This window comes from Neobacillus niacini, assembly GCF_019749295.1.
Taxonomy (GTDB): Bacteria; Bacillota; Bacilli; order Bacillales; family Cytobacillaceae; genus Neobacillus; species Neobacillus niacini_D.
The window spans coordinates 240,820-265,388 of the sequence record NZ_JACWFG010000003.1; the positions used below are offsets into that span (position 1 = coordinate 240,820).

Annotated in this window: 32 protein-coding genes; 2 read left to right on the top strand and 30 right to left on the bottom strand. The window is 37.3% G+C overall.

Going from position 1 to position 24,569, the window contains the following annotated elements; genetic code table 11:
- Positions 1-14: 14 nt before the first annotated feature.
- The 12 genes from nusB to spoIIIAA form a co-directional block, all read right to left on the bottom strand.
- On the bottom strand, positions 15-404 hold the full coding sequence (gene nusB, locus H0184_RS06995) for a transcription antitermination factor NusB (RefSeq protein ID WP_221822920.1): 390 nt from the start codon (positions 402-404) through the stop codon (positions 15-17).
- A gap of 388 nt (positions 405-792) precedes the next feature.
- Complete coding sequence (locus H0184_RS07000) at positions 793-1,200, bottom strand: Asp23/Gls24 family envelope stress response protein (protein WP_221822922.1); 408 nt, start codon at positions 1,198-1,200, stop codon at positions 793-795.
- A gap of 18 nt (positions 1,201-1,218) precedes the next feature.
- The gene (accC, locus tag H0184_RS07005) at positions 1,219-2,574 is read right to left on the bottom strand and encodes an acetyl-CoA carboxylase biotin carboxylase subunit (protein WP_221822924.1); all 1,356 of its coding nucleotides are present in this window, start codon (positions 2,572-2,574) and stop codon (positions 1,219-1,221) included.
- A 15-nt stretch (positions 2,575-2,589) separates the two neighbouring features.
- A complete protein-coding gene (accB, locus tag H0184_RS07010) occupies positions 2,590-3,105 on the bottom strand; it encodes an acetyl-CoA carboxylase biotin carboxyl carrier protein (protein ID WP_221822925.1) in 516 nt (171 codons plus the stop codon).
- A 130-nt stretch (positions 3,106-3,235) separates the two neighbouring features.
- The gene (locus H0184_RS07015) at positions 3,236-3,814 is read right to left on the bottom strand and encodes a SpoIIIAH-like family protein (protein ID WP_221822926.1); all 579 of its coding nucleotides are present in this window, start codon (positions 3,812-3,814) and stop codon (positions 3,236-3,238) included.
- Between the two features lie 15 nt (positions 3,815-3,829).
- The gene (gene spoIIIAG / locus H0184_RS07020; protein WP_221822927.1) at positions 3,830-4,483 is read right to left on the bottom strand and encodes a stage III sporulation protein AG; all 654 of its coding nucleotides are present in this window, start codon (positions 4,481-4,483) and stop codon (positions 3,830-3,832) included.
- The gene (gene spoIIIAF / locus H0184_RS07025; protein ID WP_221822928.1) at positions 4,473-5,105 is read right to left on the bottom strand and encodes a stage III sporulation protein AF; all 633 of its coding nucleotides are present in this window, start codon (positions 5,103-5,105) and stop codon (positions 4,473-4,475) included. Before spoIIIAF ends, spoIIIAG begins: the two co-directional genes overlap by 11 nt.
- 11 nt (positions 5,106-5,116) lie before the next feature.
- Positions 5,117-6,316 (bottom strand): stage III sporulation protein AE, encoded by a 1,200-nt coding sequence (gene spoIIIAE, locus H0184_RS07030; RefSeq protein ID WP_221822929.1) that lies wholly within the window; start codon positions 6,314-6,316, stop codon positions 5,117-5,119.
- Positions 6,317-6,543: 227 nt separating this feature from the next.
- A complete protein-coding gene (gene spoIIIAD, locus H0184_RS07035) occupies positions 6,544-6,933 on the bottom strand; it encodes a stage III sporulation protein AD (protein ID WP_095247152.1) in 390 nt (129 codons plus the stop codon).
- Between the two features lie 16 nt (positions 6,934-6,949).
- Positions 6,950-7,153: a stage III sporulation protein AC gene (spoIIIAC, locus tag H0184_RS07040; RefSeq protein ID WP_007084610.1), complete on the bottom strand. Its 204-nt coding sequence runs from the start codon at positions 7,151-7,153 to the stop codon at positions 6,950-6,952.
- 11 nt (positions 7,154-7,164) lie between these two features.
- Complete coding sequence (gene spoIIIAB, locus H0184_RS07045; protein WP_221822930.1) at positions 7,165-7,680, bottom strand: stage III sporulation protein SpoIIIAB; 516 nt, start codon at positions 7,678-7,680, stop codon at positions 7,165-7,167.
- The gene (gene spoIIIAA / locus H0184_RS07050) at positions 7,681-8,604 is read right to left on the bottom strand and encodes a stage III sporulation protein AA (RefSeq protein ID WP_221822931.1); all 924 of its coding nucleotides are present in this window, start codon (positions 8,602-8,604) and stop codon (positions 7,681-7,683) included.
- A gap of 197 nt (positions 8,605-8,801) precedes the next feature.
- Between spoIIIAA and H0184_RS07055 the strand changes: the two genes are divergently transcribed.
- Entirely contained in the window at positions 8,802-9,476 is a 675-nt protein-coding gene (locus H0184_RS07055; protein WP_221822932.1) for an SIMPL domain-containing protein, read from the top strand.
- Between the two features lie 50 nt (positions 9,477-9,526).
- On the opposite strand, the gene H0184_RS07060 is transcribed toward H0184_RS07055, so the two are convergent.
- The 16 genes from H0184_RS07060 to H0184_RS07140 form a co-directional block, all read right to left on the bottom strand.
- Complete coding sequence (locus H0184_RS07060) at positions 9,527-10,033, bottom strand: TlpA family protein disulfide reductase (RefSeq protein ID WP_221822933.1); 507 nt, start codon at positions 10,031-10,033, stop codon at positions 9,527-9,529.
- 79 nt (positions 10,034-10,112) lie between these two features.
- The gene (locus tag H0184_RS07065; protein WP_221822934.1) at positions 10,113-10,238 is read right to left on the bottom strand and encodes a CcmD family protein; all 126 of its coding nucleotides are present in this window, start codon (positions 10,236-10,238) and stop codon (positions 10,113-10,115) included.
- Between the two features lie 12 nt (positions 10,239-10,250).
- Positions 10,251-11,012 carry a cytochrome c biogenesis protein gene (locus H0184_RS07070; RefSeq protein ID WP_221822935.1) on the bottom strand — a complete coding sequence of 254 codons (762 nt, stop codon included), beginning with the start codon at positions 11,010-11,012 and terminating at the stop codon, positions 10,251-10,253.
- A 3-nt stretch (positions 11,013-11,015) separates the two neighbouring features.
- Positions 11,016-11,690, bottom strand: coding sequence for a heme exporter protein CcmB (locus H0184_RS07075; RefSeq protein WP_221822937.1), 675 nt, complete (start codon positions 11,688-11,690; stop codon positions 11,016-11,018).
- Complete coding sequence (gene ccmA, locus H0184_RS07080; RefSeq protein ID WP_221822939.1) at positions 11,690-12,394, bottom strand: heme ABC exporter ATP-binding protein CcmA; 705 nt, start codon at positions 12,392-12,394, stop codon at positions 11,690-11,692. Before ccmA ends, H0184_RS07075 begins: the two co-directional genes overlap by 1 nt.
- Positions 12,395-12,417: 23 nt before the next feature.
- On the bottom strand, positions 12,418-13,413 hold the full coding sequence (locus tag H0184_RS07085; protein ID WP_221822940.1) for a hypothetical protein: 996 nt from the start codon (positions 13,411-13,413) through the stop codon (positions 12,418-12,420).
- Positions 13,410-13,787 (bottom strand): hypothetical protein, encoded by a 378-nt coding sequence (locus H0184_RS07090; protein WP_221822942.1) that lies wholly within the window; start codon positions 13,785-13,787, stop codon positions 13,410-13,412. The genes H0184_RS07085 and H0184_RS07090 overlap by 4 nt, the downstream gene beginning before the upstream one ends.
- Before the next feature lie 12 nt (positions 13,788-13,799).
- Positions 13,800-14,303 (bottom strand): cytochrome c-type biogenesis protein, encoded by a 504-nt coding sequence (locus H0184_RS07095; RefSeq protein ID WP_221822944.1) that lies wholly within the window; start codon positions 14,301-14,303, stop codon positions 13,800-13,802.
- A 1-nt stretch (position 14,304) separates the two neighbouring features.
- Entirely contained in the window at positions 14,305-16,287 is a 1,983-nt protein-coding gene (locus tag H0184_RS07100) for a heme lyase CcmF/NrfE family subunit (RefSeq protein ID WP_221822946.1), read from the bottom strand.
- A 15-nt stretch (positions 16,288-16,302) separates the two neighbouring features.
- Complete coding sequence (locus H0184_RS07105; RefSeq protein ID WP_221822948.1) at positions 16,303-16,767, bottom strand: cytochrome c maturation protein CcmE; 465 nt, start codon at positions 16,765-16,767, stop codon at positions 16,303-16,305.
- Between the two features lie 14 nt (positions 16,768-16,781).
- The gene (locus H0184_RS07110; RefSeq protein WP_221822950.1) at positions 16,782-17,849 is read right to left on the bottom strand and encodes a hypothetical protein; all 1,068 of its coding nucleotides are present in this window, start codon (positions 17,847-17,849) and stop codon (positions 16,782-16,784) included.
- Positions 17,850-18,177: 328 nt separating this feature from the next.
- Positions 18,178-18,828 (bottom strand): c-type cytochrome, encoded by a 651-nt coding sequence (locus tag H0184_RS07115; protein ID WP_221822952.1) that lies wholly within the window; start codon positions 18,826-18,828, stop codon positions 18,178-18,180.
- A gap of 10 nt (positions 18,829-18,838) precedes the next feature.
- Complete coding sequence (locus tag H0184_RS27600) at positions 18,839-19,288, bottom strand: PCYCGC motif-containing (lipo)protein (protein WP_313771728.1); 450 nt, start codon at positions 19,286-19,288, stop codon at positions 18,839-18,841.
- A gap of 166 nt (positions 19,289-19,454) precedes the next feature.
- The gene (gene efp, locus H0184_RS07130; protein WP_221822954.1) at positions 19,455-20,015 is read right to left on the bottom strand and encodes an elongation factor P; all 561 of its coding nucleotides are present in this window, start codon (positions 20,013-20,015) and stop codon (positions 19,455-19,457) included.
- 20 nt (positions 20,016-20,035) lie between these two features.
- On the bottom strand, positions 20,036-21,097 hold the full coding sequence (gene pepQ, locus H0184_RS07135) for a Xaa-Pro dipeptidase (protein WP_221822955.1): 1,062 nt from the start codon (positions 21,095-21,097) through the stop codon (positions 20,036-20,038).
- A gap of 104 nt (positions 21,098-21,201) precedes the next feature.
- Entirely contained in the window at positions 21,202-21,699 is a 498-nt protein-coding gene (locus tag H0184_RS07140; RefSeq protein WP_221822956.1) for a YqhR family membrane protein, read from the bottom strand.
- 329 nt (positions 21,700-22,028) lie between these two features.
- On the opposite strand from H0184_RS07140, the gene H0184_RS07145 reads away from it, so the two are divergent.
- Entirely contained in the window at positions 22,029-22,421 is a 393-nt protein-coding gene (locus tag H0184_RS07145) for an SA1362 family protein (protein ID WP_313771729.1), read from the top strand.
- Positions 22,422-22,454: 33 nt separating this feature from the next.
- Here H0184_RS07145 and H0184_RS07150 read toward each other — a convergent pair whose 3' ends face one another.
- Together H0184_RS07150 and splB are read right to left on the bottom strand one after the other, a co-directional pair.
- The gene (locus tag H0184_RS07150; RefSeq protein WP_221822958.1) at positions 22,455-23,339 is read right to left on the bottom strand and encodes a patatin-like phospholipase family protein; all 885 of its coding nucleotides are present in this window, start codon (positions 23,337-23,339) and stop codon (positions 22,455-22,457) included.
- Between the two features lie 84 nt (positions 23,340-23,423).
- Complete coding sequence (gene splB, locus H0184_RS07155; protein WP_221822960.1) at positions 23,424-24,449, bottom strand: spore photoproduct lyase; 1,026 nt, start codon at positions 24,447-24,449, stop codon at positions 23,424-23,426.
- Between the last annotated feature and the right edge of the window lie 120 nt (positions 24,450-24,569).

Below are 24,569 nucleotides of genomic sequence, written 5' to 3' on the forward strand. Positions count from 1 at the left end.
TTGAAATAAAGCAATTATAGTTTTTCTTTTACTTTCGACAGTACACCATTAATAAAACGGCTGGATTGTTCATCTCCGTAAATTTTTGCTATTTCTATCGCTTCATCTAAGATAACATTTTCAGGAATTTCATTACGGAAATATAATAGCTCGTAAATCGCAATCCTTAACAAATTTCTATCAACCGTTGCTAAACGATCCATCGTCCATTTTTCAAGATTTTCTTCAATGTACGGATCAATTTCATTTTTTTGTTCAACTACACCTAAAACTAGCTTTGTTAAGTAGTCGTCACCTGACTCACCCTCTAAAACATGTTCAATAGCTGAAGATGGATCTGTATTACTTACATCGATTTGAAAAAGAGCTTGTAACGCTTTTTCCCTTGCTGTTCTTCTTTTCATTATACCGTTAACTCCTTTAGAGATAATAATTAATTTTTGTCTAATTTTATACAACAATTGCATGATATTGTTTTGTACATAAAAAGATAATAGCATAACTAAATTTGATTCGCACTGTAAGAACTTATTTTTACCTAGAAGCATTATACTAATAACCGTAAAAAAAGAAAAAACCAAAGGAAATATACCTTTGGTTCAGGCTGTATAAATGTCTGTTGATTTCCACTCCAGGCACTTCGCTTTCCGCGGGCGGCCCGGGGAGCCTCCTCGGCGCATGAGCGCCTGTGGGGTCTCCCCTGTCCCGTCCTCTGAGCAGGAGTCTTCGTGCCTTCCGCTCCAATCAACGAGTTAACTTAACTAAGTTTATCACAGCATTAAGTTTTGTTTTTTAAATTTCTTCTTCTATTTCTGGTTCTGGTTTTTGGGTTTCGAATGAGATTCCTACTACGTGTATGTTTACTGCTTCTGCCTCGAGTGCTGTCATGTTAAGCAGTGCTTGGCGAATGTTGTCTTGTATCTTCCCTGCTACTGTCGGGATTGATACACCAAATTTCATTAAGCAATAAACGTCAACTGTAATTCCTTCTTCCGATAATTCCACCTTAACACCTTTGCCGTGGTTTTTCTTCCCTAACCGTTCTACCACACCTGTAGCAAAATTCCCGCGCATTTGTGCTACTCCTTCGACCTCGGACGCAGCAATTCCCGCAATAACTTCAATGACTTCAGGTGCAATTTCTACTTTTCCGTGACCATTGTTCCCTTGGTTCATTTCTAGTACATTATACTCACTCATAAAGGACACCTCCAGATTTTAGATAGACTTCATCACATCATGTAACTCAAGAAATTTCGTATTGAATTGTCCCTCTACAAAATCTTCATGCTCAAGTAATTTTAAATGGAACGGTATGGTGGTATGTATACCCTCGATTACAAATTCACTTAACGCACGTTTCATTCGTGAGATTGCTTCTTCCCTGCTGGCACCATATGTGATGACTTTCGCAATCATGGAATCATAATAAGGTGGAATCGTATATCCTGGGTAAGCCGCTGAATCTATTCGAACACCTAAGCCGCCAGGCGGCAAGTACATATTAATCTTCCCTGCTGAAGGCATAAAATTCTTTTCAGGATTTTCGGCATTAATCCGGCACTCAATTGCCCAGCCCGTAAAGGTAACATCCTGCTGATTTACCGTTAATTTCTCTCCTGAAGCAACTCGGATTTGCTCTTTAATAAGATCAATACCTGTAACCATTTCTGTTACTGGGTGCTCAACCTGGATCCTTGTGTTCATTTCCATAAAATAAAATTTACGATTGCGGTAGTCATATATAAATTCTACCGTTCCAGCACCTGAATAATCAACTGCTTTTGCAGCTTTTACTGCAGCCTCTCCCATTTCCTCACGAATTTCTCCATCTAAGGCAGGTGAAGGAGACTCTTCTAAAAGCTTTTGCAGTCTGCGTTGAATCGTGCAATCCCTTTCCCCTAAATGAATCGTGTTTCCATAGGAATCAGCTAGTACCTGTATTTCAACATGACGGAAATCCTCAATATACTTTTCTATGTATACGCCAGGATTACCGAAAGCAGTTTGAGCCTCTTGCTGTGTAATATTAATACCCTTAACTAGCTCCTGTTCATTTTTTGCAACACGGATCCCTTTACCGCCGCCGCCTGCCGTTGCTTTAATGATAACAGGGTACTGAATCCTGCTTACGAGCTCAAGTGCCTCATCTATATCATTTATGATCCCCGTTGAGCCTGGTACAATTGGTACACCGGCTTCACGCATGGTTTCTCTAGCAATATCTTTCGTTCCCATTCTGGTAATCGCTTCTGGACTTGGTCCAACGAAGGTAATATTACATTCACGGCAAAGCTCTGCGAAATCAGCATTTTCAGCTAGAAATCCATAACCTGGGTGAATAGCGTCACAAGCAGTTAGTTTTGCTACACTAATTAAATTTGTCACATTCAAGTAACTATCTTTTGATAATGTCGGTCCAATGCAATAGGCTTCATCTGCAAGTTGTACATGCAGTGCTTCACGGTCTGCCTCGGAGAAAACTGCTACAGATTCAATTCCCATTTCCCTGCAAGCACGAATTATCCTGACCGCTATTTCTCCTCTATTTGCAATTAACAGTTTCTTTATCATCCTGTTACCCGCTCCTTATTCTGGCTTTACCAAAAATAATGGCTGCCCATATTCTACTAATTGGCCATTTTTCACAAGAACTTCAACGACCTCACCATTAACTTCTGCTTCAATCTCATTGAATAATTTCATTGCTTCAACAATACATACAATAGAATCCTTTGTAACAATAGAACCAGCTTTTACATACGCATCTGTATCTGGTGTTGGTGAGGCATAAAAAGTCCCAACCATGGGAGAAGTAATTTTGTGTAAATTAGATGTGTCAGCTTGACTTGCTGCAGCATTGTTTACTGTTTCTTGTACCACTTCTTGAACAGGTGTCGAAGTAGAAACTGCTGCAGGTGCAGCTGGTTGAATAACAGGAACAACTTCAACTGGTGCTTGTGGCACTGCCTGTACAGTTGTAACTGTTGTGCCTGTGTTTTTTTTCATTTTGATTTTAGAACCTTCATTTTCATATACGAATTCATCAATGCTGGACTGGTCAACCAATTTGATTAATTCTCTAATCTCTTGTACTTTTAACATACTGAACACTCCTTGTCCCACTAAATTAAGACTAACTACTAATACTATACGCTAATACCTTATTAAAGTTCAATAATCTTCTTCACCTATCAGCAAAAAAGGAAAGCCTCAGCTTTCCTTTTTACTGTTTTTATTTAGTTGGCTGGAATTCAACAGCAACAAAGTTTGTTTCTCCAATTTCTTTCTTTACCATTTGAATAATCGCATTTGCTTCTGATTTAGAAGACTCTTTATTTGATTTTACAATAATTTTTACGGTTGAACCATCTGCTCTAACTAAAGCATCTTCGTAATCCATTGCTTTAATTAATGTTTCAAGCATTTCTTCCTTTTGAGCAATTTCATTTAATTTTTTCATTTGGTCAACCGCTTCACTTCTTTCATCAGCAGGCAGATCAGTTGTTGCTACAACAGTACTTAACTGTTCTTTTAATTCGCTGCGCTCATCTTGAAGCTTTAAACGAAGTGCCTCAAACTCTTCGTCACCAGCAACCTGTGAAATGATTGTATCGCCATCTTTTGTTTCAGTGTCAGTTTTAGCATCAGTCTTGGTATCTGTTTTAGTTTCCTTTTGATCAGCTTTTTCTTCTTGTTTCACAGCAGCAAGCTCATTGCTTTTTTGTTCAGGAGATGTAATGTAGTAAACAGATAACACAACCACCAAACTTAACATTGTTAATAACCAAACTGTTTGTTTTTTCAATAGCATTCGTAATTCCCCCTTTTATTTTTTAGGCATAACGGCAACTCGATGACTTGGTACGTCAAGCGCTCTTGTTACTGCCTCAATGATCCATTTTTTCACTTGAATATTTTCTGCACCTTTGGCAACTACCAGTACACCGCGTATTTCAGGTTTCTTTTCCTCGATTACAATCGGTACTTCCTTCTCCCCATTCCTAATGATCACTACTTGCTCATCAGTTGAGGTATCCTGAACCTTCCGTTCCCCACCCTCATTGTCTTTTTCTTCTGTTGTTTGGGATTTTGTAATCGTATTTTTCTCAAGCACTTTCTTATCTGTAGAATCAATATTCACCACTACCATCACATCATCTACACCCAGCATTTCTTCAAGTGCCTTCGTCAACTGCTTCTCATATGTCTCTTCATAACCGGTGATTGACTTATTATTTGAATCCTTTTTAAGACTGAAGGTCTCAACATCTTCCGTTTGTCCCTGGCTGCTGCTGACAGCCTGACTTTCAATCGGAGAGGTTTTGTCAGAAAATAATACATTGCCGACAATCATGAATGCTGCCCCGATACAAAGTACTAGAACCATATATTGATACTTTCCAGTCTTTTTATCGCTGTTTTCTCCCTTTGAAACTATGTTTTTAAGCCATGAAAACGACCCTTTATTATTATTGTCCATCCTGCTTATTCATCCCCCCTTCAACCGAGACTTCAATTGCTTTTTCGGATACATTCCATTGGTGCGAAAGAAATGCTGCAATTTTTTCTGATTCTTCTGTTGGATCCTTAGATGGAAGAGGTGTATCGGTAGTAATGCTGACTGGTTGTATGGCTTCGACTGTCGTAAGTGATGTTTCTGGCTCTTTTAAAAGCACTGTAACCATTTCTAGGTTTTCAGGGAATGTTTCTTGACTATCATTCTTGGTTGTTAGTTCTATTTTTGCAATTTCCAATCCAAATTGTTCCATCAACTCCTCTTCTACTCCCTTTTCAAGCTGGACAGCCATTGTTTCTAAAATATATGCATGATTAGAGGCTTGTATTTCTTTTTTCTGCAATTCTATTAAATTTTCCATATTTTTTTCTCCTGAACCTTGAAACGAAGGGATCTGGGCCATTGCAGTTTCAAAATCCTTTGAGATTAATTTAAAAATAGGGGTCAAGATGATTGCAATTAGAAGCAGCCCTGTAACCATTTTTGTATATTTTTGCATACTTGTATTTGGCAGCAGCATATCAATAACGGTTGCTAGAAGGATAAAAAGAATAATATTCGTTACCCATTCTATTAAAAATTCCATGATATTCTCCCCTATCTCATCATCATCGTTAGGTTCCCTGCTGCGACAATTACTGTAATACTTAAAAAGAACATGAGTGAGACTATTCCTAATGCAGCAAATACATAAATCACACTTTTACTAATAATATCCAGGCACTTGATAACTGGCCCTCCGCCTAATGGCTGCAACACAGCAGCAGCGAATTTATAAATAAACGCGATCATTAAAATTTTTATCGCAGGAAAAGCAACAATGATTAGAAGAATAGCTACACCGGCTATTCCAACAGAATTTTTCAACAAGCCAGATGCGCTGACAACTGTATCTGCTGCATCAGTAAAAATTCTTCCAATGACAGGGATAAAGTTACCTGTAACGAATTTTGCCGTCCGAATCGCAACCCCATCGGTTATTGCAGTGGATGCACCTTGTACTGAAATAACACCAAGAAAGACGGTCAAGAATAGTCCCATTAATCCAATACTCCAATTTCTTAGCAGCTGCGCCAACTGAGTCACTTTATATTGGTCGGACATCGTACTAACAATACTCAATAGAGTAGCTAAAAAGAGGAGCGGCAGAATAACATATTGCATGAACATCCCGCTGATATTCATTAAGAATAAGATAACAGGATGGAAGAAAGCTGCTGAGATGATCCCGCCGGATGAAGCAATTAAGGCTAACAAGAGCGGAATCAGAGCCAGCACGAAGGAAATCATGCTCCCAATCGCCTCATTGGTATACTCTATGACAATGTGAAAACTATTTAGTGCGATAATTACTAGAACCATATAGACGATTGAATAAGCTACTTTACTAATCGTGCTGCTTTCAAACGCATTTTGCATCGATTGGAGAAACATACTGAATATCGTAAGCAGGATTAAGGACCCCAGTAATTTTCCATTTACCACAAATTCATGAAATAAAAATTTCAGAATTCCTTGTGCCCAATCCTTGAAGGTGAACTGCTTATCTCCCTTTACAAAATCATATAAACTTCCCTTTTGACTTTCGGGGAGAAAGCCTCCATATTTACTTTGAACATCCTCCCAGTACTGTTTAAGCTCTGTTAAATCCATGTTTTTTAGCTGTGCATCTACTAATTCCTGTGGAGAGAGAGGTGTTGACGCATCTTTTACTTCATCGTTAGCTTGTACACTTGTTGAGGTAAATAAAATAAACAATAGAATCATAATGGGAATAAACTGCAGCTTTTGCTTCATATTTTCACCTCATGTTTTCAAAGGCTCTTTTCTCAAATGTTATTACTTTTGGAAATAAATTCGATTGTTTGAGCATTATTTTCATTGGGAATAGCAGTAATTTATGAGAAAAGAGACTACAAACTTAGTTCTAAAGCTTAAAATAGCTTATTCCACGTTAAAATCGGCTTTAAGATTTTAACAACTATTTTTAAGAAAATAGCCTTTTCAAAAGAAAATAACCTTCCCTAGCTTGGAATCAGCTTGATTATTGTTTCAATCATGACAGTTAATATTGGAATTGCCATCGCTAGAATTAACACTTTTCCAGCAAGCTCAATTTTTGAAGCGACTGCTCCCTGACCTGCGTCCTTTGTGATTTGGGACGCAAACTCGGCAATATAGGCAATTCCAATTATCTTAAGGATGGTTTCTACGTAAACCAAATTCACATTTGCATTTACGGCCAGTTTTTCTAGCATATGAATAATTTCATAGATCTTATCAACTAAAAACAGAAATATGCTGCAGCCAACAAATACGATTAACAGGAAGGCGAAATTAGGTTTTTGCTCTTTTATTATTAATGCAAGGAAGGTTGCGACAAGGGCCACTCCAACTATTTTAATAATTTCAATGGCAAAGCCCTCCTTTCTATTGAAACAAGAAGACAGATTTTATTTTTTGGAAAAGATCATCAACAATTGAAGCAACTTGAAACAAAATGTAAATAAAGCCAAATAAAGTTACCCACTGGGCATATTCCTTTTTCCCAACTTGATCAAGTACGGTATGCAAAAATGCAACGACTATTCCCACCCCGGCAATTTTAAAAATAATATCCACTTCTAGGCCCATTGCTTTTCCCCCTAAATTAATAAAATAATCAGTAATAATCCTGAAAAGAATCCCAAACTCTTAACCATCTTTTCGTATTTTGCCTGTTTATCAACTGCATCTGCTTCTTCTCTTTCAAGATGGGAAAGAGTCAGCATAATATGTTTTTGCTGGGAAATGCGATCGTGCCGACCTAGGGTTTCCCCAAATTGCTTCATAATCTCAAATTCACCTTGTTTAAAAGCGGTCTGTTTCCAAACATCCTTTAAACTGTCTTCCCAAGCGTCCTTAACTGTTGTTTCAGTATCGGTTAGTTTCTTAGCAAAGCCCTCGAAGAAGGATGATAATGGATTTGATAATTGTGCCGCTAATCTCCTTGCAGCTTCATGCAGCGGCGTATGTCCATACATAATTTCTGCTTCAAGCGATTGCAAGGCTGATCTTAATTGTCTAAGCTGTCTAGGACGTTCACTTAAATGTTTAGCGGCTTCAAATCCAGTCCATGTGGTAGCAAGAATAATAAAAATGGCTCCAATTAATTTAACCATTTAGGTCACTCTCACTTTTTTACTCAGTTCATTTCCATTACCATCAAAAATATGTGTAATCGTTCCCGGGCCGCGAGACCTGCTTAAGACAATAAATCGCTGGAATATATTTTGGTCTATAATAGACTTAAGTGATGGCCTATTTTTCACTTCCTCTAAACTCGAGCCATGAGTAGTCATGATTAGTTTTATCCCTGCATGTACAGCTTCTTGAATCGCTTCGGCATCCTCTATTCGGCCAATCTCATCCACAACTAAAACTTCTGGGCTCATTGAACGGATCATCATCATCATCCCCTCAGCTTTTGGGCAAGCATCGAGCACATCTATACGGTGACCAAATGTCATTTGAGGGATTCCTTGTACACATCCTGCTATTTCCGAGCGTTCATCAACAATTCCTACCTTATATGGATGTATCCCTCTGTCAGGACTTCCAGTGGAAATAATTCTGGCGATATCCCGTAACAAGGTTGTTTTTCCGGTCTGCGGAGGCCCCACAAGCATCGTATGGGTCCAAGTATCTTTGAAAATAAAGGGCATAATATTATCCGCAATACCAATCTTTTCTTTGGCAATCCGAATGTTAAAAGAAGCAATATCCCTTATCGCTTTTACCTTACCTTCTTCAAGGATGACCTTACCGGCAAGTCCAATTCGATGACCGCCTGAAACTGTGATATAGCCCCGCTTCAGTTCTTCCTCAAGCGTGTAAATGGAAAACTGGCTTATTTTATTCAATAAGTGGAAGGCATCTTCTTGCCCCGTAATGTACGATAGAAAACGTGGAGCTCCTTTTAACGTAATTTCTATTGGGCGGTGTATTCGGATTCTGATTTCTTCCAATTCATCTTTTTGACTAGGAGGGATTTTACTGATTTGGTCTGCAATGTTTTTGGGTAAGAATTTTAGGATCGTTTCCACATTCTTTCCTCCTTGTGGGTTGCTTGTCTCATTATTTAAAATGTATGCCTTTCAATACGCAATATGACTTTGAAAATGTCAATTCTTTCAAAACCCTCTTATATTCTATTTTTCTAAGGGATTTACTAGAACAAGGAATACTTAATTAAGATGAACGTATTTTATTTAGTAATGGATTTTAATAAGGGGGAAAGACCATGTATATTCAGAACCCTGGGGATCGTAATACTCTAAACCATAAAAACAATATTATTAAAGTAAGGGGTGAAGGAGAAATTCCTGTTCAACCAGATACAGCCTCGGTTAATCTAGGTGTAGTAACTGAAAGCAAGGAACTTATTTCTGCTCAGCAGGAGAATTCAGTTGTTGGAAACAAGGTAATTGAATCTCTAATTGCCCTAGGTATTGATAAAAGTCAAATACAAACCTTTGATTATCGAATTGAACCCAATTACGACTATGACCAAGGAAAACAAATTTTTCGAGGATATAAAATAACACATATTTTGCAGGTAAAAATCGAGGATTTATCGATTATTGGCAAAGCAGTGGATACTGCGGTACAACACGGTGCAAACTATGCCGCTAACGTTCAATTCACTACGAGATACCTGGATGCATATTACCAACAAGCACTTGCCTTGGCATTAAAGAATGCGAACAGTAAAGCAACAACTATTGCTAATACGATCAGAGTAAACCTAAACCCTATACCCATTCTAGTTATCGAAGGAATGGACACAATTCAACCTTTTGAATCCCAGCAAATGGCTTTTGCTAAAGGAGTCAGCTCAACCCAAATTGAACCCGGCCAGCTCCTTATTAAAGCAAGTGTTTCTGCAGATTTCAAATACCAATCAATAAATGGATAAAAAAAAGGATTGAATCACTTAATAGTGGCTCAATCCTTTTTCTATAGCTCCTATTCATACTTTTTTACCATTCCATATAATTGTGCTGATGTAACAGGACCATTGTAATGCTCTCTAATTACTCCTTGTCTATCAATAACAAATGTTTCGGGCTGTCCTGTAACATTATACTTTTTTGCAATTTTAGAATTGTAGTCAAAAACATATACAGCAGGTGTGTTATATTTTTCAAGGAACTTTCTCACTCGGTCCATTGTTTCGCCTTTGTTTATCATAATTAATCGGTATTTATCGCCGTAATCCCTTGCAAAAGCCTCAAGTTCCGGTGCTTCATCTACACATGGTTTACACCATGATGCAAAGTAATTTAGGATGATGACCTCGCCTTTGTAATCAGAAAGCTTCGTATTCGTTCCATCTAAGTTTGGCAGTTCAAAATTATATGCTTTGTCACCAACATCGGTATTGTCACCCTTACTAGCCAAACTATATCCAAAAAAGCCAAACATTCCAATTAATAGAAACAATACGAGTAAGTTAATGACTCGTCTGCTCATCTGTGCTTCCTCCTGACACCAATAAATAGTTTTATAGAAAAGACCTGTTTGTCGTATAAACAGGCCTTTTCAATTTTATCTACTTATCTAATTGTTTTAGAAATTCAATATCTTTCTTAAGCTTGCTATGACGTTTTCCGATTACAAGCATATAACCAAAAATAACTACCCAAACTACTGAATATGCTCCATACATGAATTCCATATAAAATTCCTCCTAATTTTCTAATCTTTCACGTAATTTTTCTTTGTAGTGATCAACTTTAATTTTCATATTTTCAAAGGACACACCCTTATGCAGCAAGTAGGCGTAAAGGAAGGTAAAGGCAGCAATAGTAACTAACAATGCAACAAGCATACTTGGTGCAATCCCGCCGCCTTGCTGGGATGGCCCATCCCCGAATACGATTGGATGGAATTTAGATTGCCACCAGCGAATTGCAAAGAATACGATTGGAACATCTGCAAACCCAATAATTCCAAATACTGCAGCTAGTCTAGCTTTTTTATCCCAAACCCCATCCATCTGTCGAACCATCAAATAGGCGACAAAGAGGAAGAAAAGGATAAGTGTTGTTGTTAGGCGTGGTTCCCAAGCCCACCATGTATTCCAAGAAGACTTTGCCCATATTGGTCCAGTCGTTAATACAATTATCGTAAATACAACACCAATTTCAGCAGAAACATAGGCATAAGTATCGAATATCCTTTTCCGTTTTATTAAGAATAAGATACTAAAGACAAATGTTACGAAGAAGGCTAAAAATGCTACCCATGCAGATGGAACATGCATATAAAATATCTTTTGAACTGCCCCCATTGTTTTTTCAATTTCAGCATATAAGAAAATAAAGTAGAATGCCGCTAACATCGCAGCTGCCATACTTCCATATAATATTTTGGTTAACAGTGAACTTTTTACTGGGGATAAATCTGCTGCAGGAAGCGGCGCCTTTTCTCTTTCTAGATTTATACTCATCTCTTAAACCTCCAGAACGTACTCAATTAGTAGAAAGCATAGTACGAAGAAAATTACATCATAGGCAGCAACCAATTGCAGCCAAGCAATGGCACTATGTAATTTCTCCATATTCGTAAGAATGATTTTCGTTGCTTGGGTTACCCCAATTAAAACTGGGCTTGTCATTGGGAACAGCAGAAGTGGTAATAACATTTCACTACTTTTTGAATTGGAAGCAAGTGCCGCTAAAAAGGTGCCTATTGCAATGAAACCAAAACTTCCAACAAACAGCACTAAGATGAAGTATAAAATGCTGCCATTCACTTTAAAATCAAATAATAGAAATAGGAATGGAATTGATACAGCTTCTACAATTAATATCATAGAAAAGTTCGCCATAAACTTTCCTAAATAAATGCTGGAGGCTTCCATTGGTGCAACCAGCAAACCATGCATAGTATCATTTCGCTGCTCTGAAACTAACGAACGATTTAGACCCAATATTCCTGAAAAAACAATGATGATCCAAACCGCGCCAGGAATAACTGCTTTTGTTGTATTGTTTGCAGGGTCAAACGCAAAGCTTAGTACTAATATGACTAATCCGGCAAAGATGATCATTGTCCCTAAAACTTGCTTTGTTCTTAGTTCGGAATAGATATCTTTTTTAGCAATTGTGAGGGCTGCTCTTAACATTACGACACTCCCTCCACTAAAACCTGATATTTTTCGGAAACCAATCCTAATGATTTATTATTTATTTTAAAATCATCAGCAATTTTGCCGTTCTTCACAATAATAATTCGGTCACATATTTCTGCTGCTTGTTTGAAATCATGTGTAACCATTAAAGTAGTGCATCCTTTTTCTTTCATAGAGAGGACTACATTATTTAGAATCGAAATTGCTCCCTGATCCAAACCTGTATGTGGTTCATCTAGCAGCATGATTTTTGGATCATGAATGATAGCTCTTGCAATCGCAATTCTCTGGATCATTCCTCGGGAGAAATTCTTAACAGGCTCATTGATAAAAAACGATAAACCAACCTCTTTTACAAGCTCTCTTGCTTTATCTTCAACATCCTTAACTCCATACAATTCTCCAAAGAATACTAAGTTCTCTAGTGGTGTGTAATGATCGTAAAGTAAGCTTGCATGTGGTAAGTAACCAAACAATTTTTTTACTTCAATATGATCTTTTTTTAAATCCAATCCGTTAATCTTTACATGGCCTGATGTAGGTTTTATTAAGGTTGCCAGCACTTTTAATAGCGTGCTCTTCCCCGCACCATTTGGACCCAGGATTGCAACTGTTTCACCTTGTTTAATTGAAAGGTCTACACCTCGAAGGATTAACTTATTGTCGGCTTGCTTTGTAAGCTTTTTAATTTCAATCATTTTGCATCCCTCGCATTCCGACGTTACTCGACAAATTGGCGTAAATTCATTTTTACTTGTACTAAATGCTGTTTATAAGCATTTATTTTAGCTTTGTAATCCTCTTCTGATAGATTCCCATCATCGTATTTCTCTTCCAGTTCGAGAATTTTATCCATAATCGCCTTTTGCTTAGCCATTAGATTTTTAAATGCATTCTCTTCCTTATCCGCACCAAGTCTCTTCTCTTCCGCCCTTGCTTTCATTCGGAAGTAAGCAAAATAGGACAATGCGGCGATAATAATGGCAGCCATAACAATTAAGAAAACATGTGGGTCCCAGCTGCGTAACGGTGATTGTGACCACATCCGTAAGTGTCCAGGGTTATGGAAAGCAGGTGCTGTTTTGGTCACGTTTGTGCTTGACTCACCTGTTCCTTGTGCAGTAGAACTTTGTGATTCATTTGAAGCTGGCTGTTTATCCTTGTCATAAATCATTGTAAAGGATTGTTTCGCTTGAATGCCTTCAACACTGTATCCTTGATAATTTTGATCGTCCATCTTGAATAGCCCTTGATTGGTGGCGGTAATGTTCTTAAATTCAATACTTCCCATCCCCTCAGGAACAAGAATTTGTATTGCTTGAACAGGATAGTCGAAGCTTAGATTAATTTCCTCGCCCTTTGCTATTCTATAACTGTAAGGTAATACTACTGTTTGATTGCCTGGAATAGGTTCGGTGGTAATAAATCCTGTATCAACCTGTTTCTGAGCAATCTTATTATCTAAAAAAGTAAATCCTGATGCTCCTGTCGGAATAGTAACATTTAATACGGCTTCACCTGAGCCGTCACCTTTATACTCCTCTGCAGTTATATTAGTGTAGTTCACCATATTCATCATATTGGTTGAACCATCTTCTGCAGGACTGACGACTAGGTAATGCATATCAACTGATATTGCGGGTTCTGCAGCTGCCATTCCATTTAATGGAATAAGCAGCACCAGTCCGAGGAGGAAAACGGTGATTTTCTTGATCACTTTCCTCCCTCCTTTTTATTCTTTTGACTCTTCATTGCAGCTTTAATTTCACTTTCTATTTCAGCCATTAAATCTTTGTCTACTGTTTGAGATGATACTTGATCTTCTTCATCCTTCATAATGCTTACTACTTGAGATTCATATTGCTTTTTTAGATTCTTGTAATCAGCATGTGAAATTTTATCCATCTTATATTCGAACTCTAATTCATTAAGTGTAGATAAAAGCACTTCCTTATTTGAAGCAGAGTCTTGACCCTTGTAAGCAAAACTTATATACGAATCCCAAGAAAAGAAGGGTGCCAGCACGAGAAATAAACAAATGAGCACAAGAGCTGCTGTAAAAATCATTGAAATGATTGAGATTTCTTGCATTATGTTCACATCCTAAAGATACTTTTTGCGTTGTTCTTCAATCATAGATGAAAGGATTTCCTCTTCCACTTCATCCTTAACACTTTCACTGTCTGAAGTAAGTTCCTCCGGTCCCTTTTTCTTCACCCATTTACGAACGATGAAGAATATTGCTATCCCTGCTATGAATAGAACAGCAAAAGGCAGTACCCAAGCAACTAAACTGAACCCGCTTTTTTCCGGAGCTGTTAAAATTTCCTCACCGTAAATATTGACGTAGTATTCACGTATTTTGTCCTTATCCCAGCCCTTGTTCATCATTTCAACAATGTCTTCCTTAAAGCCAATTGTGAGGTTACATGTCTTAGGGTCACATTCAAAATGGTCTTGACCACAGCCGCAGGTACACATGAATTGCGACGCAGCTGCTTCGAATTCCTTAGATTTGTAGTCGAACTCTTTTGCTTGTACTTGAAAGATTGAAGCCTGAAAAATAAAGGCAATTAGAAGGAGTCCAATATAAATTTTATTTTTCACATTAAGACACCTCTTTGCGTACTCCTGTGTATCGTGGAGTAATATTTTGATATTTTCCATTCCAAACGGCAAATAGTGACCCGATTACAATCATGAAGGATCCAATCCAAAGCCACGCAATCATTGGATTAACTTTTACAATAAAGGTAGCTTTTCCGTCATCTTCCCAATCACTTAGTACAACGTATAAATCCTCTTTTAAGGATGTGATTAGTCCAACTTCTGATGATGGCTGATCCCAGTTCCCATAGAATACTTTTTCAGGCTGAATGTTACCAATACGTTTACCGTTTTTGAAAACAGTCATCTCCGCATAAACAATATCATTAATACCTTCTTTTTTCTGATCAAGCCGCTCGTAATTAATACGGTAATCCTTCACTTCAATGGATTCCCCTAAGTTTACTGTTTTCATAGTTTGCACATCATAATTTTGTGATCCAATAATACCCATTGCGATAAAAGCTATACCAATATGGACGATGTAACCACCATAACGGCGGCGATTTTTTGTCATTAAGCGATATAGAGAAAGATAAACTTTTTCTTTTGTCATTTTCCTGCGCGCTTTTACTCCACGGTAAAACTCAAGGAAGTGGGTAATTAAGAGAAGAACGATAACTCCAAAGCCGATTACTGCCCAGGCTTTTTGGATTCCCAGTATAACCATTAACGCCATTGCTGCAACAGCAAGAATTGCTGGAATCAAAAAGTTCTTCTTTAAATTCTTTAATGATGATCTTTGCCATGCCAACAATGGACATACTGCCATTACAAACATCATAGATAATAGAATAGGAGCTTGGACTGTATTAAAGAATGGCATTCCTACTGTTACTTTCGTACCTCTTACCGCTTCAGATACAAGCGGGAATACTGTTCCCCAGAATACACCAAACGCGGCTCCTACTAACAATAGGTTGTTAATTAAGAAGCTGCTTTCTTTTGAAATATATGAATTAAATTCTCCTGCACTTCTTTTTAGCAGGTTGTAACGGCTCATTAACACATACAATGCTCCAATTACCATTACACCCATGAAAATTAGGAAGTATAAACCTAAGTTTGAGTTAGCAAATGCGTGAACAGATGTAAGTACACCGCTTCGAACTAAGAACGTACCAAATAATGTTAACGCATATGAAGTAATGATTAAGCTTATATTCCAAACCTTTAACATATTCTTTCTTTCTTGAATCATAACAGAATGCAAAAATGCAGTAGCTGTTAACCATGGCATAAAAGAGGCATTTTCAACAGGATCCCATGCCCAGTATCCTCCCCAGCCCAACTCGACATAAGCCCATTGTCCGCCAAAGATATTACCTAGACTTAAAAACAACCAGGCAATTATTGTCCAGCGTCTTGTCATTTTAATCCAAAAGTCATCCACGTTTTTCAATATAAGTGCTGCCATTGCAAAAGCAAATGGAATGGCAAGTCCTACATAACCTAGGTAAAGTGTTACAGGGTGAATAATCATACCCGGGTTTTGCAGCATTGGGTTTAAGCCATGACCTTCAATCGGAACTTGATCCAATAGGATAAATGGTTTAGCAACAAATCCAAGGATTAAAAAGAAGAATACGATATTTCCTAATAGAATAGCGGAAATATACGGAACCATTGGATTCCCTCTCATTTTTCGTGAAAAGGCAATCATGACAGTGTAGAGAACTAGGAAGAAAGTCCATAATAATAATGATCCTGAATTCCCCGCCCATAGTGCTGTAAGCTTATAAATGACTGGAAGCTCACTGCTGGTGTAATCACTAACATATTCATATTGGAATTGAGAGGTTGCTAGTAAGTAGAAAAGTGAAAGCATTGCCATTGAGGCGCAGACTAAGATAGCAATTACGCCGCCTTTACCACTATTAATTAACTTTTGATTTTTAGTACTGATCCCCAATGTGATTATGAGGAGTGAATAGATTGCAAGCGCTAAACCTACATATATTGTTGCGTTAGCAAATAAGTACATATCGTCACCTTCTTATTATTTTGCACTTTCTGGTTCTGTTGGTGGCTGATCTAATAGCTTTTTATGTGCTTGGGGGTCATAGTTTTCAACATCTTCCCCCTCATATTTAGAAGGACATCTTGTTTTAACAGTTTCTGCAACAAAGGTATCTTTCTTTGTAGGTGCGCCTTGAAGAATGACAATTACTCCTTCTGAGAAGTTATCTGGTCTTGTGCCATTGTGAATAACATGCATTAAATTACCATCGTTATCTTCTAGGTCAAATTTCAACTCAATTTTATCGGGATTCCATTTAATAGATTCTTCAATTAATAGACCTTCAACAGTTACAAAATCGTCTTTATGTTCTTCTTGATTAGCTAAAAGCTCTTTCATCGTTAATTCAATCCCGCTTGACCCTGGTGTTGCGGCCATTAGCAAGAAAACAATTGCCCCTGCGATAATAAAACCGCCAAGCATCACGATTGTGTTCTTTTTCATCCCATTTCACCCCATTAAATTAATTTTTTCATTTCCTCATCGTATGTTTCTTGGTCAATCTTTCCCGTTAAAAGCTTTTTTCGTAATTCCCTTTTATCGTCAACACTTATTGACTTTGTACTAATTGATTTCGTTTCTTTTTTACCTTGCTGCTTTTTAGGGTGTTGGTTCATTGATTTAGAACTTGGTGCTTTAGGTGCATTTTGTGATTTTCCTTTTAGTCCTAAGTAAACAAACAGACCAGCAATGATAAGGGCAGCTCCAATAACGATTGCACCGCCCAAACCAATCAGAGGACGATCTCCGCCTGACCCGCCGGAAATTTGATCTGTTGCTGTACCATTACCATTAACACTAGTATGATTTTCATCATTGGGGGGTTGTTTCTCGTTGATAGCTTCTAAAGTTGATTTGAAATCATCCTTTTGATAGGAAAAAGAATATTTATAGCTTTCTCCCGCTTTTACATCTTTGTACTGGTAGTAGAACAACTCTTCACCATATTCACTTTTTGTATTATTTGGTGCCTTTGGCTCTAATGTTATTTCTTTTGCGTCCATCGGTGCGTAGAAGATTACATCTAATGTTCCAACTTCAGTTGAGTTACTAAATTCAAATGTAAAACTTCTATTATCTTTTACTTCAACAGAACTGGTATAATACTCGACTACGAATCTATAGGTTTCATTGTTCTTAATTGCTTTTGAAGGCTTCCACGTGATTATTCCTTTTTCCTTATCTACATCAAATGGACGCTGTACTTCTGGCTTATTATCTTCAGGAAATTCTGCTACTAAGTATGCTTGGAATCCTTTTTCATTTACCGGAAGTGCCATTTCAATTTTCCCATCGAAATCCTGCCCACTTTTGTTAGTAAAGGTTCCATATTGGCCTATTAATAATGACGGGGTGTCTTTTGGCCAGTTTTCAGGATAATCAAACTCAGGCATTACCTGAATTTGCATATCAGTATAAGGAAACTTTTCTGGTTGAAAGGTGCTTTCCGCATATACGTTTGGAATGATAAAACTCGTTAAAAATGACGTAATCACAAATAAAGCCAACAACTTTTTTTTAAGCATGTTATTCCTCCTTGAACTCCTATAAAAAGCTATTTTTCACTATAGCCCTCTTTGAAATAAATATAATATTAATCATCTATGTATAGTTGATTCAGTTTTGAACATTTTGTAAAAGGAGAAAAAACGTTTCGTTTTCGTCAATAAATGACCACAGAATGTTCACATTTACCTATCTCTCATATATTTCCCAGTATTTTAACACCCCGCTAGTACTATAAACCTGAAGCTATATACCTAGTTGATTTGAAAATGAACGTTTTGTTAAATTATCACTTTAAGATCAAGCACAAGAAAAACCCTGAATCCAAAGATTCAGGGTTCTCATTATTTATCTTTCTAAAGAACGGATATACGTTACGATATCTGTGATTTCTTTTTCTTGAAGCTGTCTGACGCCGTCGAGACCTTTTAAGGTTGGAGCCATTCGGGTACCATCACGACCATAAGCAGTACTAATCCATATCTGCTTATCAGTGGTGTATTTCAAATATTGGCGGTTTGCTAGCGCTGTTCCCATTTTCAATTTACCGCTGCCTGCTTCACCGTGACAGTTAATACAATATAAATTATAAAGCTTTTCGCCGTTAACAATATTTCCAGCAATTGTTTTAGGTGCTTCAAAGTTAATTTCCTCAGACTGCCAATTCCTAATATACGCAACAACATTATTTAACTCTTCATCTGAAAGTCTTGGTCCATAACTTGGCATACCTGTACCTTCTCTGCCAAATTTAACACTATTAAAAATATCGGTGTCATTAACCGTATTTAGATACTGTTGATTATTAATAGCCGTTCCAGCATTTTTTCCTTCACCTTTGCCATTTTCCCCATGACAAATCAGGCACTGCTTGTTATATATCTTTTCGCCCGCAGCTATGGCTTTACCATTCTTACTGCTGAAAATATTGCTATTTACGATACATATAATAATCCCTATTATTATAACGATGTAAAGGCCATAAAGTATTTTTTTCATAGGTTATCCCTTACTTTGGTTCCGGCGTCGGAGTTGGTTCCCCAAAATCTTGATATTTAGTAGTGATTAAGTCATATATTTTCTTAGGGCTTTTACCGTCAAGATGCATTTCTACCGCCTCCCGGGCGATATCTATACAGACGTCTCAGGATATACTCATTGGGTCCCAGCCGGTTACGGCTTTATCTTCTCCAAATGAATCAATATAGCAATCCAGATTGCTTTCATGTCCATCTTGTGCATAACAGCCGCAATAGCATGGAACACCAGCTACAACCTCTGGATAATTTGATACCAATGCGTATGTTTCTTGAACTAAATCAGAAGAATTCAATACATAATCTGGTAATGGCAGATGTTTACTATCTAAAGTTACATTCATCTCTTTGGTGTTGCCGCATGCTGCAGCTAAGAGGCCAATAGCCGTACAAAGAAACAAGAGAGATAGGATTTTTTTCATTGCTGTGTCACCCCTTTGTTTATAGGTTTGTTATTCTACTTTATTTTAGCAAAAACTAATCACTTGAATTGAAAGTAATTATTACTATTTAGTGAAGTTTTCACAATAGGTAAAGTTGATATAAAAAAAACTAAGACCTAATATTCGGTCTTAGTTTTTATTGTTATTATGCGCGAGAAACATAGGAAGCTTCAGTGGTATTAATAATCAATTTATCTCCTTGGTTAACGAAGAACGGAACTTGAACGGTAAGCCCTGTTTCAAGTGTAGCTGACTTGGTGCCCCCTGAAGAAGTATCACCTTTAATTCCTGGCTCCGTATCAGTAACCTCTAAAACAACGGTGTTTGGCAGTTCTACTCCAAGTGTTTCATGACCGTACATCATGATATGAACTTCCATGTTTTCTCTTAGAAACTTTAATTCATACTCAATATTGTTTGCAGGCAGCTCTACTTGTTCGTAAGATTCCATATCCATAAATACATGCTGATCGCCGCTTGCATATAGATATTGCATTTTACGATTATCAATTTGTGCTTTTTCAACCTTCTCACCGGCACGGAATGTTTTTTCTTGAATCGCACCATTACGAAGGTTACGAAGCTTAGAGCGGACAAAAGCTGCGCCTTTACCTGGTTTAACATGCTGGAAATCAAGAACGCGCCATAGGCCGCCATCAACCTCTATAGTTAAACCGGTTTTAAAATCATTAACAGAAATACTCATGTTTTATCCTCCTATGTCTACTACAAAATAATAAGTTCTTTAGTTGAATGAGTAAAAGTTTCGTTATGGTCTTTGGTAATGAGAGTATCATCCTCAATCCGAACACCACCAAGACCTGGTATGTAGATACCTGGTTCAACAGTCACAATCATGCCTGGCTCAAGTACGATATCTGAACGAAATGACAGTGTAGGACCTTCATGGACTTCAAGACCAATTCCGTGACCGGTTGAATGACCGAAATATTCTCCATAACCTTTTTCAGTTATGTAATCCCTTGTCAGTGCATCTGCCTCTTTACCTGTCATTCCAGGCTTTATACCAGCCATTCCTCTTGCCTGCGCTTCTAGTACAATGTCGTATATTTCCTTCAGCTTAGCTTCAGGTTCTCCTACTGAAACAGTTCGTGTAATATCAGATACATAGCCGTTATAATAGGCACCAAAGTCCAAAGTAACAAAATCACCTTTTTCAATAACTTTGTCACTTGCAACTCCATGTGGAAGTGCTGACCGATACCCTGACGCAACAATAATATCGAAAGAAGAAGAAGTTGCTCCTGCTTTTCTCATAAAGAACTCTAATTCATTGGATACTTCGAGCTCCGTTTTCCCTGGACGAATAAAATCCAATATATGCTTAAACGCAGCGTCGGCAATATCTGCTGCCACCTTTAATATCTTAATCTCTGAGTCAGTCTTAATCAAGCGTAACTTTTCAATTACACCTGAAACAGGAATAAGTTCTGCTTCTACTTCTTTTTCATAAGCTTTATATGTAGCAAATGTTAAATGATCCTCTTCAAATCCAAGCTTTTTAATTCCCAGTTTTTTTGCTTGCTTTGCTACCTCTTCAACCAGCGACCCTGTCATTTTGACAATTTCATATCCTTCGCATTGGGTCGAAGCTTGCTCAACATACCGGAAGTCCGTAATAAATTGCGCTTTATCAGAACTTATGAGAACTACTCCAGCCGATCCTGTAAAGTTTGTCATATAGCGACGGTTGTATTGGCTTGTAATTAAAAAACCATCAATTCCATATGTAGAAAAACTTGATCTTAAATTATCTATCTTTCCCATCTTCTTCCACTCTCCCGTATGTATTCCAGCAGCAAAAAAATGCCTTCTTCAATAATATCAACCATTATTTTAACACATCTCATCCTCTAAAGACTAATAAAGCGTTAAGATGCTGTCTCATTTTCTTCCATATGGTTTATTTCATACTCATAGTTAATCGAATACCCTATAAATAATCCATATACAAGATATATACATACTGACGTAATAACCGTATTACGGCTTAAGTCTAAAAATGGCTTCATGTCAGGGAAGATCGGGTTCAATACCAAGTATACGAGCAGAAAAAGTACAATACCATACCCTAAACCTAACCAAATACCATTATATTTCTTTAAGGCAATAGAATAAACAAATGCTGCACCCACCGATAATATCCCCAGTAAAATGATTGAAATTACAGTGCCGAGCCATTTATTTTTCCAGTCCCCTAATGCCCATGGGTCCAATATAATATTAGGACGAATTTCAGTAAAATTAAAATAGTATGCTAATAAACCAATAGTCCCCCAAAACAGACCACCAACTAAACCCGTCCAAAAAACAACTGTTGAAAAAGACATAGGTTTTGGATAATTGGATTTTTCTTTACTGTTAACCATAATAAAACCTCCTTTAAAGGTGTTTTTTTATTTATAGAGTAGAATTCAACCATATTATGCCCTTTCTCCGTTAATGACTTGCATAGAATAAATTTTTTAATTGGAAATATTATGTCTTCCTAGAGGTTTTTTCATATATGAAGTAGAATAAAATTAAGTACATACAATTAATATTTATATTTGGTAATCTCACTCTGTTTCTTTGGAAGTAATACAAAAGAACCAACACAGAGTGAGTTTATATATCAGCTAATAGCTAAAAATTTATTAAAACATTATTATTTATGAGTTTAAAAAATTAAGAAAATGATTATGATGCTGTTAGGGAGGTGGCTTTCTTGAAAAATCGGATTTCCGTTCCTTTGGTTGGTAGTGTTATTGTTTTAGGGATAATTGGCATTATTGGAGCATTAACAAGTGATCCAATTGGTTTTCTAAAGAATATCGCAGTGTTCGCATTGATCGGTGTGGCCATATATTTTGTTTTTAGGCTAATTCGCAGATCGAACCCTAGAAATAAAGAGCAGCAGGCTTTTATTAAAGCAGCTAAGAAATCGAAAAAAAGATTACAAACTAAAGGTGGAGAAAATTCTCCAAAAAGTACATCTTTTGGTTCCCTTACGTCTTTAAAGAAAAGCAAGAAGACAAAAAAGAAATCCCCTGTACACTTAACAGTCATCGATGGTAAAAAAGGCAAAAAGAAAAATCGAGCGTCGTTATAAACGCTCGATTTTTTAATGGGCATGATTGGAAAGTTAATAGCACCAAGACCTAAAGAATTTTTCTGCAGAATTCCGACCTAATTCGAATAACTCCTGTTTCTTTTCGTCTGTCAAATGGAACTCGACGGTCAATGCACCCTCAGTGGGAATAAATATGATATTTTTTTCATGTTTCCTAGAAATATAACGTGAATCATGTGCATCCTTCATTGTTTCAAATAATGCTCCAAACAATTGAATGGCATTCTTAATCTGATGTTTTTCGTGCTCGTATTCACTTGCGCTTAACTTAATCCCAATTACCGGCCTTACTTTTTGAAGATTTTCCCGATCAAAAAGCCACATTGGAAAATTACTTAATACTCCCCCATCGACCAAAACATTTACTCCATCCATAGATTTCAATTTCACAGGTTCAAAGAAATACGGAATACTGCAGCTCATTCTCACTGCTTTTGCAATTGAAAAGGAGCCAGGGGAAATACCGTATTTAACTAAGTCATCCGGCAGCACAACTAACCTGCCGTTTGAAAGGTCTGAAGCAATGATTCTTAGGTTTTGAGGAGGCAGGTCTGAAAATGTTTTAACCCCTTTGGCTGCTAATTTTTCCTCAATCCATTTTTCTAACTCATTCCCTTTATATAATCCTAACTTCCAATAAACAAACAGCCATTTTGCCAGTGGAAAAGGAATAATCATTTTCCTTGCGTCAAGAAATTTAGTTAGATCCAGTTCGTCAAGAAGTTGTTCCATTTCACCGCTCCGGTAACCCGCAGCAATTAATGCCGCTACAATTGATCCTGCACTCGTCCCAGCAACCCTTTCAAATTGAAAACCTCTTTTTTCAATTTCTTGGATGGCCCCTATTAGGGCAAAGCCTTTAATTCCTCCCCCAGAAAAAACACCGTCTATTTTCATGGCAGCCACTCCTAAAGTAACTCATTGTTACATTTTTAAGCAGCAGCCTCAAAAAATAGTACAGTGTACAAGTAGAAAATTTTTTTATGTGAAATATTCAACAACAGCATTTGGAAAGAATTCATTTATATAATTGCGTATTGTGGTTTCTAACTCATTCGCTTCTTCAGTTGGATAAACATATTTGCCAATTCCATATCTGCCCCATTTGTATTTACGCTTTTCTTCATCCATTTCCAGCTTCGTTTTTGGGTACCTCTTTGCAATGACATTTTTTGCCGGTTTAGTAAAACGATGTTGAATGAGTTCAAAGGTTAAATTAGGCACTTCAATTCCAGTAAGCTCTTCACTTAATCGCTCGAATAATTCACGGTAGCCTTCCTTCCAATCTTCATGTAAATAAATAGGAGCTATGATAAACCCTAGTGGATAATTTGCCTTTGCTACCTTCCTTGCGGCTGACAAACGATCTTCAAAGGAAGATGTACCTGGTTCAAAGTTTTTTATCACATAACGTGAGTTAACACTGAAACGGAATCGAGTCCGCCCATTGTGGTTAGCATCAAGTAGATGGTCTACATGATGGAACTTCGTAACAAACCGCAGCAAGCCAAATTCTGACTGTCCTATGAATTCGATAGTTTTTTTTAGGGAATGTGTAAGATGATCCAATCCAACGATGTCGGAGGTACAAGCAGCTTCAAACCGCGTAATTTCCGGCTTTCGCTCATCCATATACTTTTGGGCTTGTTCAAAAATTTCATCTAGATTTACATATGTTCGAATATATGGTTTACTGCCAAGTGTTGTTTGTAAATAGCAATAATGGCAATGCCCCATGCAGCCAGTGGCCAGCGGAATCGCATATTCTGCAGAAGGCTTGGAAGTATCAAATTTCAGCGTTTTCCTTATTCCCACAACTAGGGTAGATTTTGCATTTCGGTATTTTTGAAGTTCATTATCCCCTGGTAAATCACGTATCTGGTTATGCGAAGTAGTCTCTCGTATTTCTAAATTTAACTTTTCGAATTTCTCTTTCAGTTCTCTTCCAAGAGGGTATTCTAATGCTCTAGGTTCAAAGTATACTAATTGAGGCATAAAAGGTTCCAAGTTGATTCCTCTTTTCATCCTGTTTTTTATAGTATGAACATTTAATAATGATTAACATTGTTCAAAATTTGGTTATTTTTTGTCTACAAATTGTTCACTTTCATACTCTCTTTCTTCATA

Coding starts and splice junctions, on each gene's coding strand:
- spoIIIAF (WP_221822928.1), bottom strand. CDS start 5,105: ATGGAATTTTTAATAGAATGGGTAACGAATATTATTCTTTTTATCCTT.
- H0184_RS07075 (WP_221822937.1), bottom strand. CDS start 11,690: ATGTTAAGAGCAGCCCTCACAATTGCTAAAAAAGATATCTATTCCGAA.
- H0184_RS07105 (WP_221822948.1), bottom strand. CDS start 16,767: ATGAAAAAGAACACAATCGTGATGCTTGGCGGTTTTATTATCGCAGGG.
- accB (WP_221822925.1), bottom strand. CDS start 3,105: ATGTTAAAAGTACAAGAGATTAGAGAATTAATCAAATTGGTTGACCAG.
- spoIIIAB (WP_221822930.1), bottom strand. CDS start 7,680: ATGGTTAAATTAATTGGAGCCATTTTTATTATTCTTGCTACCACATGG.
- H0184_RS07060 (WP_221822933.1), bottom strand. CDS start 10,033: ATGAGCAGACGAGTCATTAACTTACTCGTATTGTTTCTATTAATTGGA.
- spoIIIAE (WP_221822929.1), bottom strand. CDS start 6,316: ATGAAGCAAAAGCTGCAGTTTATTCCCATTATGATTCTATTGTTTATT.
- H0184_RS07100 (WP_221822946.1), bottom strand. CDS start 16,287: ATGTACTTATTTGCTAACGCAACAATATATGTAGGTTTAGCGCTTGCA.
- H0184_RS07110 (WP_221822950.1), bottom strand. CDS start 17,849: ATGCTTAAAAAAAAGTTGTTGGCTTTATTTGTGATTACGTCATTTTTA.
- H0184_RS07150 (WP_221822958.1), bottom strand. CDS start 23,339: ATGAAAATAGACGGTGTTTTTTCTGGGGGAGGAATTAAAGGCTTTGCC.
- H0184_RS07000 (WP_221822922.1), bottom strand. CDS start 1,200: ATGAGTGAGTATAATGTACTAGAAATGAACCAAGGGAACAATGGTCAC.
- H0184_RS07070 (WP_221822935.1), bottom strand. CDS start 11,012: ATGAGTATAAATCTAGAAAGAGAAAAGGCGCCGCTTCCTGCAGCAGAT.
- spoIIIAC (WP_007084610.1), bottom strand. CDS start 7,153: ATGGGCCTAGAAGTGGATATTATTTTTAAAATTGCCGGGGTGGGAATA.
- nusB (WP_221822920.1), bottom strand. CDS start 404: ATGAAAAGAAGAACAGCAAGGGAAAAAGCGTTACAAGCTCTTTTTCAA.
- ccmA (WP_221822939.1), bottom strand. CDS start 12,394: ATGATTGAAATTAAAAAGCTTACAAAGCAAGCCGACAATAAGTTAATC.
- H0184_RS07055 (WP_221822932.1), top strand. CDS start 8,802: ATGTATATTCAGAACCCTGGGGATCGTAATACTCTAAACCATAAAAAC.
- H0184_RS07065 (WP_221822934.1), bottom strand. CDS start 10,238: ATGGAATTCATGTATGGAGCATATTCAGTAGTTTGGGTAGTTATTTTT.
- H0184_RS07140 (WP_221822956.1), bottom strand. CDS start 21,699: ATGGTTAACAGTAAAGAAAAATCCAATTATCCAAAACCTATGTCTTTT.
- efp (WP_221822954.1), bottom strand. CDS start 20,015: ATGAGTATTTCTGTTAATGATTTTAAAACCGGTTTAACTATAGAGGTT.
- spoIIIAG (WP_221822927.1), bottom strand. CDS start 4,483: ATGGACAATAATAATAAAGGGTCGTTTTCATGGCTTAAAAACATAGTT.
- accC (WP_221822924.1), bottom strand. CDS start 2,574: ATGATAAAGAAACTGTTAATTGCAAATAGAGGAGAAATAGCGGTCAGG.
- H0184_RS07115 (WP_221822952.1), bottom strand. CDS start 18,828: ATGAAAAAAATACTTTATGGCCTTTACATCGTTATAATAATAGGGATT.
- H0184_RS07015 (WP_221822926.1), bottom strand. CDS start 3,814: ATGCTATTGAAAAAACAAACAGTTTGGTTATTAACAATGTTAAGTTTG.
- H0184_RS07090 (WP_221822942.1), bottom strand. CDS start 13,787: ATGCAAGAAATCTCAATCATTTCAATGATTTTTACAGCAGCTCTTGTG.
- pepQ (WP_221822955.1), bottom strand. CDS start 21,097: ATGGGAAAGATAGATAATTTAAGATCAAGTTTTTCTACATATGGAATT.